The organism is Sphingomonas bacterium (assembly GCF_903643035.1).
Lineage (GTDB): Bacteria > Pseudomonadota > Alphaproteobacteria > Sphingomonadales > Sphingomonadaceae > Sphingomonas.
The window spans coordinates 1-13,349 of record NZ_CAHJWW010000055.1; the positions used below are offsets into that span (position 1 = coordinate 1).

A 13,349-nucleotide genomic window follows, 5' to 3' on the forward strand; every position below is an offset into this window, starting at 1 on the left:
CACCCCCAGCCCCTCCCGCGAGCGGGAGGGGAGCGGCGCTCCACCCCTCCTTCTTCAGGATATTCGCCGCGCGCTTGTACCCGGCGAGCAGGTTCGCGCCGTCGGCCGTCCCCACGAACGCCTGGAGCGCGTGGACGCGGGCGAGGAGGCGGACGAGGTCGTCCTCGCCCCCGAGCGCGAAGACGGCGTCGATCAGGTCGTGGCGGACGCCGGCTTCGCGCTGTTGTACCTTGAGGCGGTCGGCGAAGAAGTCGAGAAGAGCAATCGATGCCGTTTCGGCCTGAGATGTGAAATGAGAAGCTTCTGCGTTTGCTTGCGCTGTCGTAGCCTTAATTAATGCGGCAAACGTCTGTTTCCAACTAAGCGAAGTTTCTAATTGAGCGATCTTATCTATCGCGGGAAGTGCTCTTGCAATTGGACTAACTTGTCGACGAAAAGCAATGGGGTCGGCCGCAACAAAAGAAACATACAAGAGGGGTAATCTAAGCTCGTTTTCTATAATAATCCTAATTATGCCAAGAGCCGCTCGGCGCAAAGCGAACGGATCGCGTGAACCACTTGGCGGCATTCGTTCGACAAAGAATCCTGCCAGCGTGTCCAGCTTGTCCGCCAGACTGACCGCCACCGTCACCGGCGCGGTCGGGACCTCGTCGCCCTGGCCGACCGGCTTGTAATGATCGCGGATCGCCGCGGCGACGCGGGGGTCCTCGCCCTGCGCTGCGGCGTAATAGCCCCCCATCACGCCCTGCAGTTCGGGGAACTCGCCGACCATGGCGGTGACGAGGTCGGCCTTGCACAGCCGCGCCGCGCGCTCGGCGAGGTCGGCCAGCTCCTTTCTCCCCTCCTCCACCAGCCAGCGGGCGAGTTTCGCCACCCTATCGACCTTGTCCGCCACGGTGCCGAGCTTCTCGTGGAACACGATCCGGTCGAGCTTCGCCGCCTGATCCGCCAGCGGCACCTTCAAATCCTGCTCATAGAAGAAGCGCGCGTCGGCCAGCCGCGCGGCGAGCACCTTGCGGTTGCCCTCCACGATCGCCGCCCCGCCGTCCGCCGCGTCGATGTTGGCGGTGCAGATGAACGCGTTCGCGAGCGCGCCGTCCTGCCCATCCCCGGCGCTTTCCGCGAGCGGGAGGGGAGAGCGGCATACGAAGTATTTCTGGTTCACCCGCGCCGTCAGCCGGATCACCTCGGGCGGTACCGCCAGGAACGCGGGGTCGAAGCGGCCGGGCAGCGGGACCGGCCATTCGGTCAGCCCGGCGTTCTCCGCCACCAGCCCCTCGTCGGCGATCAACTCCAGCCCCGCCTCCGCCGCCAGTTCGGCGGCGCGATCGCGTATCAGCGCCTCGCGCTCGGCGGGGTCGATCATCACATGGCAGGCGCGCAGCTTGGCGGCGTAATCCCCCGCCGAGCCGATCGTGATCGGGCCGGGATGGTGGAAGCGGTGCCCGAGCGTCGTCGCGGAGCTCGTGATGCCGGCGATCTCGACCGACACGATCTCGTCCCCCAGCAGCGCGACGATGCCATGCAGCGGGCGGACCCAGCGCAACGACTCCGTCGAGGCGGAGGCCGCGCCCCAACGCATCGACCTGGACCACGGAAACGCCCGGATCACCGCCGGGATCGCTTCCGCCAGCACGTCGACCACCGGCCGGCCGGGCCGCAGGGCGACCGCGAACAGGACGCCGTCGCGCTCGACCAGCTGCTCGCGCGACAGGCCGGTCTTGCGCAGGAAGCCGTCGAGCGCCTGGGCTGGCGCGGTGGCGCGGGGACCCTTGGTCTCCTCGCGCGTGGCGGGGGTCGTCTCGGGCAGCCCGCGCGCGATCAACGCGAGGCGGCGGGGGGTGGCGTAGGTTATCGTCTCCGCCGCAACGAGCCCGGCGCGCGCCAGCTCGGCCGCGAACAGCCGGGCGAGGTCCTCGCGGGCCTTGGCCTGCATGCGCGCCGGGATCTCTTCCGAGCGGAGTTCGAGGAGGAAGTCGGTCATGGCGCTCGCCCCGTCACGCCCACCCGTTGTTCTCCATCCACGCGCCGCACGCGCCCTTCGCCAGGTCGCGGACCCGGCCGATGTACGCCTGCCGCTCGGCGACCGAGATCACGCCGCGCGCCTGGAGCGTGTTGAAGACATGGCTCGCGCGGATCGCCTGCTCATAGGCGGGAATCGGCAGTGGGTCCCCGCCGTCCTTCGGGGCCAGGCAGTTCTCGCACTCGGCGGCGGCCTTGCGGAACTGGTCGAACAGCGTGTCGGTGTCCGCGACCTCGAAGTTCCAGCGGCTCATCTGCCGCTCGTTCTTCAGGAACACGTCGCCGTAGCTCACGCCGGCATCGTTGAATGCGAGATCATACACGTTGTCGACGTCCTGGATGTACATCGCCAGCCGCTCCAGCCCATAGGTCAGCTCGCCCGCCACGGGCCGGCAGTCGAACCCGCCCATCTGCTGGAAATAGGTGAACTGCGTCACCTCCATCCCGTCGCACCACACCTCCCAGCCGAGCCCCCAGGCGCCGAGCGTGGGGCTCTCCCAATCGTCCTCCACGAAACGGATGTCGTGGCGCATGACGTCGACGCCGATCGCCAGCAGGCTGCCGAGGTACAGCTCCTGCAGGTCGGGCGGGCTGGGCTTCAGGATGACCTGATACTGGTAATAGGCGCCGAGCCGGTTGGGGTTCTCGCCGTAGCGCCCGTCGGTCGGCCGGCGGCACGGCTGGACGAAGGCGGCATTCCATGGATCGGGGCCGAGCGCGCGCAGGCTGGTGGCCGGATGGAAGGTGCCTGCCCCCATCTCCATGTCGTACGGCTGGAGGATGACGCAGCCGTACTCGCTCCAGTAATCATGAAGCGTGAGGATCATTCGCTGAAAGGAAAGCGGCCCGGTGGCCTTGTGGGCTGACATCGGCCGCGTCTTGCCGGATGGGGACGGTCTAATCAAGCAAGTGGCGCGGAGCCTGGCGAGCGGCTAGGGCGCGGCATCTCCTGCGAAAGGCCGTTCCGCCGTGTTCCTGTTGCGCCGACTAGCCTTCCTGTTCCTCGCCTGCGCCGCCATGCCCGCCTGCGCGCAACAGCAGGCCGTACCCAAGGTCCAGGATGCCGATCCCGCATTGTGGGTGGTCAAGGATCACGGCACGACCGTCTATCTGTTCGGCACGATCCACGTTCTGAAGCCCGGTCTGACCTGGTTCGACGAGGCGGTGCGCAAGGCGTTCGACGCGTCGGATCAGATCGTGCTGGAACTGGTGCTGCCCGACGCCGCGGCGATGCAGAGGATCGTTGTCGCCAATGCGACGCAGCCCACCGGCCCGACCCTCACCCAGCGATTGCCGCCTGCCCGCCGGAAACAATTTGGCGATGCGCTGGCCGGCCTTGGCATCTCCGCCGATGCCTTTGATCGGGTCAAGCCCTGGTTCGCGGCGACCAACCTGTCGATCCTGCCGCTCATGAAGCTGGGCTATGACCCTGCGAACGGTCCGGAAACGATCATCACCGCGCAGGCGAAGGCGCAGAACAAGCCGGTCGTCGGCCTGGAGACCGCCGAGCAGCAGATCGGCTTTTTCGGTCAGCTGTCCGACAAGGCGCAGATCGGCTTTCTGGATGCGACGCTCGACGAGTTGCCCAAGGTCGGGCCGACGATGTCGACGATGGTGGAAGAATGGGCAAAGGGGCAGCCCGATGCGCTGGCACGCGAGATGAACGACAGCCTGAAGGCTTCGCCCGAGGTGGCAAGAGTGCTGCTGGTCGACCGCAACAAGCGGTGGGCAGGCTGGATCCAGAACCGGCTGAAAACGCCGGGCACCGTTTTCATGGCGGTGGGTGCAGGGCATCTGGCCGGGCCACAGAGCGTGCAACAGCAGTTGGCGAAGCTGGGGATCAGGGCGGTACGGGTAAGCTACTAGGGCCCGCCCTTGTTCATGCCGAGCCTGTCGAGACACTGGCTTTCCTTGAACAGGCGACAGGAAGGCGGTCCTTGGAAAGGCTCGGGATGAGCGGGGCAGGAGTTGCCGGACCTATCCCGCAGTTGCTCCGATCATGATTTTCCGCTATCGGCGCGCGCTTCCGCCAATGGTCATCCCTGAAGGCGTAGGCGGAAACATCAATGTCTTGAAGGATACCGCAATGAGCGACCAGTTGACGCTCGCGGCCGAGACGCGCGAGCGGGTGGGCAAGGGAGCCTCCCGCGCGCTTCGTCGGACAGGTCGCGTGCCCGCCGTTATCTATGGCCAGAACAAGGCTCCGGCCTCGATACACCTTGAGGAAAAGGCGCTCGCACGCGCGCTGGCCACCGGGCATTTCATGACAACGGTCGTCGTCGTCGCCGGCACGCGAACGCTGCCCAAGGATGTGGCGTTCGACCCGGTCACCGATCGGCCCGTCCATGTCGACTTCCTGCGCATCGACGAGCACGCGACCGTCCATGTGGCGGTGCCCGTGGTGTTCACCGGCGAGGAAGACGCGCCCGGCCTCGCCCGCGGTGGCGTGCTCAACATCGTGCGGCACGAGCTGGAGCTGGTCGTCGACGCCGCCGAGATCCCGAGCGAGATCAGCATCTCGCTCGCTGGCAAGGAAGTGGGCGACTCGATCCACATCGGCGACGTGACGCTGCCCGCCGGGGCCGCGCCGGCGACGGCCGACCGCGATTTCACCGTCGCCACGATCGTCGCCCCGTCCGCGCTACGCGCCGAGGGCGCGGACGCCGAGACGCCGGGCGCCGAGCTGGCGGCGATGGACGCCGGGCTGGTTCCGGAGGCGGAGACGCCGACCGAGCAGGCCGACGCCGGCGCGACCGGTGGCGAGGGCCGCTCCGAGTAGGACGCATCCACATGCGGCGCGGATGACAGGGGCAGGTGGGCGGCAACGCCTGCCTGCCCCTTTCCGTTGGTAGGAGAAAGCCATGCAGCTGTGGGTCGGGCTCGGAAATCCGGGGCCGCAATATGCGATGCACCGGCACAATATCGGTTTCATGGCGGTGGATGCGATCGCCGCGAACCACGGGTTCGGCGTGGTGAGGAAGCAGTTTCAGGGCTGGACGCAGGAGGGCCGGATCGGGACCGACCGGTTGCTGCTGCTCAAGCCCGCCACGTTCATGAACGACAGCGGTCGTTCGGTGGCCGAAGCGTTGCGCTTCTACAAGCTGGGCGTGGAGGCGCTGACCGTCTTTCACGACGAGCTCGACCTCACCGCTTTCAAGGTGAGAGTGAAGACCGGGGGCGGCACTGCCGGTCATAACGGCCTGCGCTCGATCGACAGTCATCTCGGCGCCGAGTTCCGGCGGGTCCGGCTGGGCATCGGTCATCCGGGGCACAAGGACAGGGTGACCGGCCATGTGCTGGGCGGGTTCGCGAAGGCGGAGGTCGACGCGTTGGGCGAGATGCTTGGCGCGGTCGGGGCAGAAATCGGCTGGCTGGCGCGGCGCGACGATGCACGCTTCATGAGCGAGGTCGCGCTCCGGCTCCAGACAGCCAAGTAAGGTATTGCGAACTGTTAGCGACTACTTGAGTTTAGATTTGCGAATAGGTCTTAATAGTGATTGGACCGGCAAAGATGTTTCCCGTTGCTTTTGGAACCTGGTGAGTATTACAAGCGTACAGCAAGAGACTTGCGATTTTGCTTTGCTGAAGGGAATGTCTGATGGCTCTCGTAACCGCCGGAACCGCCGCCTGCGCCAAGTGCGCTTATTTCGACGCGGACACGAAAGCCGACCTCGGTCTGTGCCGTTACAACCCGCCAGTCAGTCCCAGCGTGGATGCGGTCGGCGTATGGCCGAAGGTCGAGGCCAATGACTGGTGCGGCCACTTCGAGCCCGTGACTGCCTGATCGACAATACCGACGGAACACAGGTTTCGAGACAGGACGGCATGAAGGCCGGTGCGACGTTTGTCGTGCCGGCCATCTTTTTAGTGTCGGGACTGTAGAGGCTTGCAACCAGTGCGTCGAAACGATCGATGTTGACGTTGTCGACCAGAAGCGTAATGAGAGGCAGTCGCATTAGCAGCGAGGTGCCTTGCGTGTATCAGTTTCTCGATCGCCCGATCGTCGACCTATCCTTGTCGGATCGCTCGTTACTCGCCGCCATGCGGAGCTGGGTTCACGCGCTGACCTTGGGTGGTGATCCAGTTGAAGCTGCCGCCCGCGTGCTTGCCGGTCTGGAGGCGGTCGCGCCCTTCGATCGCGCGATGCGTGCGCTTGATCGTGGTTCGGTCGACCAGCTTACCTTCCAACGTCCCTGCTACTCGCATGTCGACGACGGTGAAGCCGCGGTACTGGCGATCTGGCGGGCGGTACGGTTGGGCGAACATGCGACCGCTCGCGCGACGCTGCGACTGCTGGTCGACGAGGTCGCCGCGGGCGAGGCAGCAAGCGCGATGGCACAGGTCGCAGCATTGCTCGCCAACGCTCCGGTCGGTCGGGACTGAGTATGAGGTGGTGCTCCTACACGATCGGGGTTGCCCGACCTGCCCGGCTCGATCGTACCTTGCGCGAACGGTGAAGGCACATCGATCAGTAACGGCTTTACCTGAAGCAACCGGTCTTGATGCGCCAATATTGAGGTAGCGCGCGGTCGGCGAACAAGCTTTCAGAAATGATAGCCGAACGTCAGCCGCGCGACTTGGCTGAGTTGACCGGCGCCATCAGAGACGCCGGCGCCGCGCAGTCGCGGCGGGCGCGCCAGGGATCCGGCCAGCGTATCGAAACGCCCGAGCATCGCGCCGCCCTCGACCCCCAGCGAGATGCCGCCCTGGACCAGCTTGGTGTAGCCGAACGTCAGCGCCGGCGTCATCCGGCGGCTGGCGCGCGCCAGAATCGTACGCGGGGCATACAACAGGGTGACGTAGCGCATGTCGACGAGCCCTCGCGAGTCGATGCTGGCGGCGCGCCCCGGACCACGGCTGTAGAAGCGGCTGCCTCCCGAGATGTGGAAACCATCGCCGCCGAGCGGGAAATAATCCACCATCGTGCCGCCAAATCCACGGCGCAGGGAGTTGATTTGATCGTCGGCCGCAAGCTGCGGCGTTGGCCTGGCATCGATCAGCGCATGCAGACGATAGTCGGGCTCGGCGGGCGCGCTGGCGGGAGCGGCGATGCTCGCGAACGGGGCCAGCAAGCTGGTCATCGTCGACGCCGATGATGCATCCGCCGCCAGGGCCGGCTGCGCGGTCGTTGTCGCCGCCGTCGCCACCATCGCAAATCCGATCAGTCGCCGCATCGTCGTTTCCACCGCCAAGAGCAACCGGCAGCCAACAGCCTGCCCGAACCGATGACCGCGCCGATCCGAAAAAACCGCAGCGACCACCAGGAACTTTTTTCAGCTCAGCTTGTGTCGGCAGAGCCTGAATCGAAAGTCATCCCATACGTCGATCACTGGCGCCGACGTCGGGCAAGTCGTAGAGGCGGCGCTTTCCCTTCCTTATCAGAACGAGACGCGCATGGGTTTCCGCTGCGGCATCGTCGGCTTGCCGAACGTCGGCAAATCGACGCTCTTCAATGCCCTGACCGAGACGGCCGCCGCGCAGGCCGCCAACTATCCCTTCTGCACGATCGAGCCCAATGTCGGCCAGGTCGCGGTGCCCGACGACCGGCTGGTCGCGCTGGCGGGCATCGCCCGATCGGCCAAGATCGTCGAGACGCAGCTGGGCTTCGTCGATATCGCAGGTCTGGTGCGTGGCGCGAGCAAGGGGGAGGGGCTGGGCAACCAGTTCCTGGGGAACATCCGCGAGGTCGACGCGATCGTCCACGTCCTGCGCTGCTTCGAGGGCGGCGACGTGACCCATGTCGAGGGACGTGTCGATCCGATTGCGGATGCGGAGACGGTCGAGACGGAGCTGATGTTGTCCGACCTCGAAAGCCTGGAGAAGCGCGTACCCAATCTCGCCAAGAAGGCGCAGCAGGGGGACAAGGAGGCGAAGATCGGCGCCGCCGTTCTCGGCCGGGCGCTCGACCTGCTGCGCGAGGGCAAGCCTGCCCGGCTGATGAGGCCCAAGGACGAGGAGGAGGCGCGCGCACTCGCGCAGGCGCAGCTGTTGACGGCCAAGCCGGTGCTGTATGTCTGCAACGTCGACGAGGGCGATACGGCCAATGGCAACGCGCTCTCGGCGCGGGTGTTCGACAAGGCGGCGGCGGAGGGCGCGGAGGCGGTGGTCGTGTCCGCCGCGATCGAGGCGGAGATCGCGACGATGCCGGCGGACGAGCGGGTGGAGTTCCTTGCCGAGCTGGGGCTGGAGGAGACGGGCCTCGCCCGCGTGATCCGCGCCGGCTATCGCCTGCTACGTCTCATCACCTTCTTCACGGTCGGCCCGAAGGAGGCGCGCGCGTGGACGGTGCCGGTGGGCGCCAAGGCTCCGCAGGCGGCGGGCGTGATCCACTCCGACTTCGAGCGCGGCTTCATCCGCGCGGAGACGACCGCGTTCGACGACTATGTCGCGCTGGGCGGCGAGGCGGGCGCGCGCGACGCCGGCAAGCTGCGGCAGGAGGGCAAGGAGTACCTCGTCCACGACGGCGACGTGATGCTGTTCCGCTTCAACGTGTGATCGGTTCCGGCCTGCCTAGAACACGGGCTCCTCGCCCGGCGCCGCCGGAACGTGGATGCCGCATTCCACCTTGTCCCAACCCCGCCAGCGCCCCGCGCGCGGGTCCTCGCCGGCGCGCACCTTGCTGGTGCAGGGCGCGCAGCCGATCGATAGGAAGCCCTGCGCTTCCAGGGGATGACGCGGCAGGTCGTGGTCCGCGAAATAGGCGTCGAGGTCCGCCTTGGACCAGTCGGCGAGCGGGTTGATCTTGAGCTTGCCCTCGTCTGCCTCGAACCGCGGCATCGCGAGGCGCGTGCCGGCCTGATACCCCTTGCGGCCGGAGATCCATGCACCGAACGGCGCCAGCGCACGGCGCAGCGGTTCCACCTTGCGAAGCTCGCAGCAGCCGTCGGGATCGTAGGACCAGCGCAGCCCCTTCTCGTCCTGCAGCCGCAGCAGACGGGGATCGGGGCGATAGACGCGCAGGTCCGTCAGCCCCAGCCGCTCGGCCAGCTCGTCGCGATACGCCAGCGTCTCGCCGAACATCTTCTGCGTGTTGGTGAACACCACCGGCACGTCGCGGTCGATCTGCGCGACCATGTGAAGGAGCACCGCCGACTCGGCGCCGAACGACGAGACCGCGGCAGTGCGCCCGGCCAGTTCACCGGTCAGCAGCTCGGCCAGCATCGCGGGAGCGGGCACGCCGGCAAAACGCGCGTCCATCGCAGCCGCGGTGACGGAGGTGATCGCCGGCTGCATCGCCAGCACGTCGATCAGGCGCGCCGGTTCAGCCATGCCGCAGCTTCCAGACGGGAACGATGTCGTCGGCCGCCGCTTGATAGGGATGCGCGTAACGCGCCAGCGAGCGGGCGAGCACCTCCGCATCGATGGGCGCGTCGGGCGCGAAGCTGTCGAAGCCGCAGCGGCGCATGAAGGGCAGCTGGTCGACCAGCACGTCGCCCGTGGCGCGCAGCTCGCCCGCGTACCCGCCCTCGCGCAGGATGCGCGCGGCCGAATAGCCCCGCCCGTCGCGGAAGCTCGCGAACCCGAACTCCACCAGCGCGAGCCGGCCGAGATGCGGCAACAGCGCGCGCGCATCGTCGCCCGCTTCCAGCCGCACCGCGCCGGCATTGGTCCGGCCGGCGAGGAACGCGTCGAGCGCGACCGCCTGCTCGTCGGACGCGGCATCGTCGCGGAACCGCAGGAGCGTCGGCACGCCGGTCGCGGGAGCGGGCGGCTGCGCGGTCCACTCGCCCTGATCGGGATCGTCGCCGGACAGGCCGACCTGCCTCTCCCCCGAAGGCGGCACGGGAGCGGACGACGGGTCAACCATAGATCGCCTCCTTGAACGCATCCATGCCGACGCGGCGATAGGTATCGAGGAACCGCTCGCCCTCGTCGCGGACCTGGAGATAGCGGTCGGTCACGCGCTCGATCGCGTCGACGACACCGTCCTCCGAGAAGCCGGGGCCGGTGATCCTTCCCAGGCTCACGTCCTGGGCGCCCGACCCGCCGAGCAGCAGCTGGTAGTTCTCGACGCCCTTCCTGTCGACGCCGAGGATGCCGATGTGGCCGGCGTGATGATGGCCGCATGCGTTGATGCAGCCGCTGATCTTCAGCTTCAGCTCGCCCAGGTCGCGCTGGCGGACGGGGTCGGCGAAGCGGGCGCCGATCTTCTGCGCGAGCGGGATCGAGCGCGCGTTGGCGAGGCTGCAATAGTCGAGGCCGGGGCAGGCGATGATGTCGCTGATGAGGTCGACGTTCGCCGCCGCCAGTCCCGCGTCGCGCAGGGCCGTCCAAAGGTCGCAAAGGTCGCCCACGCGGACATGGGGGAGGACGAGGTTCTGACTATGCGTCACGCGCAACTCGTCATGGCCCAGACGTTGCGCCAGATCAGCTATCAGGTCCATCTGGTCAGCCGTGGCGTCGCCGGGGATACCGCCGGGCGGCTTCAGGCTGATCGTCACGATCGCATGGCCGGGCTGCTTGTGCGGGTGGACGTTCCGGTCGAGCCAGGCCGCGAAATCGGGATTGGACCGGTCCGGCCCGGCATCGCCGGCCGCGCCGTCGGCAAAGGCGGGCGGCGCGAACATGGCGGTGATGCGCGCGAGTTCGGCGGCGGGCGGGTCGATGCCCAGCGCCTTCACCGCCACGAACTCCGCCTCCACCGCCGCGCGATAGGCGTCGATGCCGAGTTCGTGGACCAGGATCTTGATCCGCGCCTTGTAGATGTTGTCGCGCCGGCCGTGGCGGTTGTAGACGCGCAGCGCCGCCTCGAGATAGCTCATCAGGTCGTCGGCGCCGACGAAGTCGCGCAGCTCCGGCCCGATCATCGGCGTGCGGCCCATGCCGCCGCCCACGAACACCCGCGCGCCCAGCACGGGTCGCCCGGCCTCGTCGGGCCGCATGACGAGCTGGATGCCGATGTCGTGCAGCCGCATCGCCGCGCGGTCCTCGTCCGCCGCGATCACCGCGATCTTGAACTTGCGCGGCAGATAGCTGAACTCCGGGTGGAAGGTCGACCATTGCCGGATCAGCTCGGCCCAGGGCCGCGGGTCCGCCACCTCGTCCGCCGCCGCGCCCGCGAACTGATCCGACGAGATGTTGCGGATGCAGTTGCCGCTCGTCTGGATCGCATGCATCTGCGTCGTCGCCAGATCGGCGAGGATGTCGGGCGTGTCCTCCAGTTTGATCCAGTTGAACTGGATGTTCTGGCGGGTGGTGAAATGGCCGTAGCCGCGATCATAGGTGCGCGCGATATGCGCCAGCATCCGCATCTGGCGCGAGTCGAGCGTGCCATAGGGCACCGCGATGCGCAGCATGTAGGCGTGCAGCTGGAGGTACAGCCCGTTCATCAGCCTGAGCGGCTTGAACTGGTCCTCGGTCAGCTCGCCCGACAGCCGGCGGCGTACCTGGTCGCGGAACTCGTCGACGCGGTCGTCGACGATCGTCTGGTCGTACTGGTCGTATCGGTACATCAGCGCCTCGCCATCCCGGCGAACGCCAGGGTCTCGTGCCGTGAGCGCACGTCGGGTTCAAGGAGGCCCCGGCGTCCGCCGAAGTGACGGCGCGGGGCGTGGACGAGGCAGGTCATGCGACCGCCGCCAGCGCCGCCGCGTCGCCGGGCCTGAGCGTCAGGTCCGGGCGGACGGTGGGGCCGAGCGCGCGGATCCGGTCCTTGATGTGCGCGGGGCGCGGACCGGCCGGCGTGGCCGTCGCGTCGATCAGATAGGGGCCGTTGACGCGGCGCGCGTGTTCCTCCGACCGGGCGACGTCCTCGCCGCCCGCGGCCGTGTCCGCCGCGTCCTCCACCCGGCGCGACCAGCCCGTGCCGGTCCACCAGATGACGTCGCCCGTCGGCAGGTCGTTTCCGGTCAGCAGCTTCATTGCGCCTCCTCATGCCCCGTCGGCGCGGCGCGCGGCCTCGTCGCGGGAGCGCGACGGCGTTGGCCCGAGATGGTCCGCGCCGCTTCGGGGAACAAGTGATCGTAACCTTTACGCGGGGGAAGCGAAAGTTTGGCCCTGCGACCGGATCAATGGCGCCGGCGCGGACCCGCCTATCCGTCCCGCAGCCCGATGCCCATCATCGCGCGCGCCGCCTCCGCCTCCATCGACACCACCGGATAGGCGCAGCGGTCGGCGGCGTACCAGCCGCCCGGCCGGTGGTTGCCCGACCAGCCGGTGCCGCCCGACGGCGCGCCGGGGCCGGCGCCGTGACTCGGCCGGTTCCAGTTGACGATGCCGGCGCGCGTGCCCGCCCAGAACCGGTCGTACAGCGCCGGCGTCTGTCCCAGCAGCGTCGCCGACAGGCCGAAGCGGGTGGCGTTCACCGCCGCGATGCCCTCCTCGAAGCTCGCGACGCGCTGCACCTGAAGCACCGGGCCGAACAGGGCGGCGTCCACCCGATCGGACACGCCGGTCACGTCGATGATCGCCGGCGTCAGGAAAGGCCGGTCGGGATCGGGCCGGCCGAGGTGGCGGATCGCGCGCCCGCCGCGCAGGATCAGGTCCAGGAACCTGTCGATCAGGCCGTCGGCCGCCTCGTCGTCCGCCACCGGCCCCATGAACGGCGCGGGATCGTCGTGCGGCGCGCCGACGATCAGCCGGTCCGACAGGCGCGCGACCTGGTCGAACAGCGCGTCGGCGATCGCGTCGTCCACCACCAGCCGGCCGGCGGCGGTGCACCGCTGGCCCGCCGAGGCGAAGGCGGACTGGACGACGATCGCCGCCGCCGCCGCGAGGTCGGGCGTGTCCCAGGCGAGGATCGCGTTGTTGCCGCCCATCTCCAGCGCCAGCAGCCGGTCCGGCCGCTCGGCGCCGGCGCGGTGGAGCGCGGCGCCGGTGCGCGCCGATCCGGTGAAGAACAGCCCGTCGACATCCGCGCTAGCGGCCAGTGCGCGTCCCTCCGCCGGGCCGCCGATCGCCAGCCGCACGCTCGCCTCCGGGACGCCGGCGGCGAGCAGGCATTCGACGAGGAAGACCGCGACCGCCGGCGTCTTCTCCGACGGCTTGAGCACCACCGCATTGCCCGCGATCAGCGCCGGGATCAGGTGGCCGGCGGCGATCTCGACCGGGGTGCAGGCGGGCGCGATCACGCCGATCACGCCATGCGGCTTGTGGCGCAACGCGGTGCGGCTGCCCATCGGCGAGTCGAGCCGGCGCTGGGCGGTGCGCTCCGCGAAGCCGGAGACGGACGCGTCGACCCGCGCGATGACGCCGTCGATCTCGGCGCGCGCCTCCCACAGCGGCCGGCCGGTCTCGCGCGCCAGCAGGTCGGCGAACGGCTCGTGCCGCTGGCGGACCACGTTGGCGAAGCGGCGCAGCGTCTCGATCCGATAGGGCAGGGCGCGCGC

General features: G+C 68.3%; 15 protein-coding genes. 7 read left to right on the forward strand and 8 right to left on the reverse strand.

Annotated elements, in window-relative coordinates:
* Both glyS and HUV01_RS05425 read right to left on the reverse strand, forming a co-directional pair.
* The coding region (gene glyS / locus HUV01_RS05420) for a glycine--tRNA ligase subunit beta (RefSeq protein ID WP_174297290.1) at nucleotides 1-1,984 on the reverse strand (1,984 nt) is incomplete at its 3' end.
* A 13-nt stretch (nucleotides 1,985-1,997) separates the two neighbouring features.
* Nucleotides 1,998-2,891, reverse strand: a complete 894-nt coding sequence (locus HUV01_RS05425; protein ID WP_174297291.1) for a glycine--tRNA ligase subunit alpha — start codon at nucleotides 2,889-2,891, stop codon at nucleotides 1,998-2,000.
* Nucleotides 2,892-2,991: 100 nt separating this feature from the next.
* On the opposite strand from HUV01_RS05425, the gene HUV01_RS05430 reads away from it, so the two are divergent.
* The 5 genes from HUV01_RS05430 to HUV01_RS05450 all read left to right on the forward strand — a co-directional run bounded on the left by HUV01_RS05430 (nucleotide 2,992) and on the right by HUV01_RS05450 (nucleotide 6,405).
* Nucleotides 2,992-3,888, forward strand: a complete 897-nt coding sequence (locus tag HUV01_RS05430) for a TraB/GumN family protein (protein ID WP_254606403.1) — start codon at nucleotides 2,992-2,994, stop codon at nucleotides 3,886-3,888.
* Nucleotides 3,889-4,108: 220 nt separating this feature from the next.
* Nucleotides 4,109-4,801 (forward strand): 50S ribosomal protein L25/general stress protein Ctc, encoded by a 693-nt coding sequence (locus HUV01_RS05435; protein ID WP_174297292.1) that lies wholly within the window; start codon nucleotides 4,109-4,111, stop codon nucleotides 4,799-4,801.
* A gap of 82 nt (nucleotides 4,802-4,883) precedes the next feature.
* Nucleotides 4,884-5,459, forward strand: coding sequence for an aminoacyl-tRNA hydrolase (pth, locus tag HUV01_RS05440; RefSeq protein WP_174297293.1), 576 nt, complete (start codon nucleotides 4,884-4,886; stop codon nucleotides 5,457-5,459).
* Nucleotides 5,460-5,620: 161 nt separating this feature from the next.
* Nucleotides 5,621-5,806 (forward strand): hypothetical protein, encoded by a 186-nt coding sequence (locus tag HUV01_RS05445; protein WP_174297294.1) that lies wholly within the window; start codon nucleotides 5,621-5,623, stop codon nucleotides 5,804-5,806.
* A gap of 257 nt (nucleotides 5,807-6,063) precedes the next feature.
* Entirely contained in the window at nucleotides 6,064-6,405 is a 342-nt protein-coding gene (locus HUV01_RS05450) for a hypothetical protein (RefSeq protein WP_174297295.1), read from the forward strand.
* 161 nt (nucleotides 6,406-6,566) lie between these two features.
* Here the strand turns inward: HUV01_RS05450 and HUV01_RS05455 are convergent, their stop codons facing one another.
* Nucleotides 6,567-7,094, reverse strand: a complete 528-nt coding sequence (locus tag HUV01_RS05455) for a hypothetical protein (RefSeq protein ID WP_174297296.1) — start codon at nucleotides 7,092-7,094, stop codon at nucleotides 6,567-6,569.
* Between HUV01_RS05455 and HUV01_RS05460 the strand changes: the two genes are divergently transcribed.
* Together HUV01_RS05460 and ychF are read left to right on the forward strand one after the other, a co-directional pair.
* Nucleotides 7,072-7,251 carry a hypothetical protein gene (locus HUV01_RS05460; protein WP_174297297.1) on the forward strand — a complete coding sequence of 60 codons (180 nt, stop codon included), beginning with the start codon at nucleotides 7,072-7,074 and terminating at the stop codon, nucleotides 7,249-7,251. The genes HUV01_RS05455 and HUV01_RS05460 overlap by 23 nt on opposite strands.
* A 165-nt stretch (nucleotides 7,252-7,416) precedes the next feature.
* Nucleotides 7,417-8,517 (forward strand): redox-regulated ATPase YchF, encoded by a 1,101-nt coding sequence (gene ychF / locus HUV01_RS05465; protein ID WP_174297298.1) that lies wholly within the window; start codon nucleotides 7,417-7,419, stop codon nucleotides 8,515-8,517.
* 15 nt (nucleotides 8,518-8,532) lie between these two features.
* Here ychF and HUV01_RS05470 read toward each other — a convergent pair whose 3' ends face one another.
* The 5 genes from HUV01_RS05470 to HUV01_RS05490 form a co-directional block, all read right to left on the reverse strand.
* Nucleotides 8,533-9,291, reverse strand: a complete 759-nt coding sequence (locus HUV01_RS05470; RefSeq protein WP_174297299.1) for a phosphoadenylyl-sulfate reductase — start codon at nucleotides 9,289-9,291, stop codon at nucleotides 8,533-8,535.
* Nucleotides 9,284-9,712 carry a DUF934 domain-containing protein gene (locus tag HUV01_RS05475; RefSeq protein WP_254606404.1) on the reverse strand — a complete coding sequence of 143 codons (429 nt, stop codon included), beginning with the start codon at nucleotides 9,710-9,712 and terminating at the stop codon, nucleotides 9,284-9,286. Before HUV01_RS05475 ends, HUV01_RS05470 begins: the two co-directional genes overlap by 8 nt.
* Nucleotides 9,713-9,821: 109 nt before the next feature.
* Nucleotides 9,822-11,474 carry a nitrite/sulfite reductase gene (locus HUV01_RS05480; RefSeq protein WP_174297301.1) on the reverse strand — a complete coding sequence of 551 codons (1,653 nt, stop codon included), beginning with the start codon at nucleotides 11,472-11,474 and terminating at the stop codon, nucleotides 9,822-9,824.
* Nucleotides 11,475-11,586: 112 nt separating this feature from the next.
* Nucleotides 11,587-11,883 carry a DUF2849 domain-containing protein gene (locus HUV01_RS05485; protein WP_174297302.1) on the reverse strand — a complete coding sequence of 99 codons (297 nt, stop codon included), beginning with the start codon at nucleotides 11,881-11,883 and terminating at the stop codon, nucleotides 11,587-11,589.
* A gap of 170 nt (nucleotides 11,884-12,053) precedes the next feature.
* Nucleotides 12,054-13,349 (reverse strand): aldehyde dehydrogenase family protein (locus HUV01_RS05490; protein WP_174297303.1); only part of this gene is annotated, 1,296 nt, incomplete at its 5' end.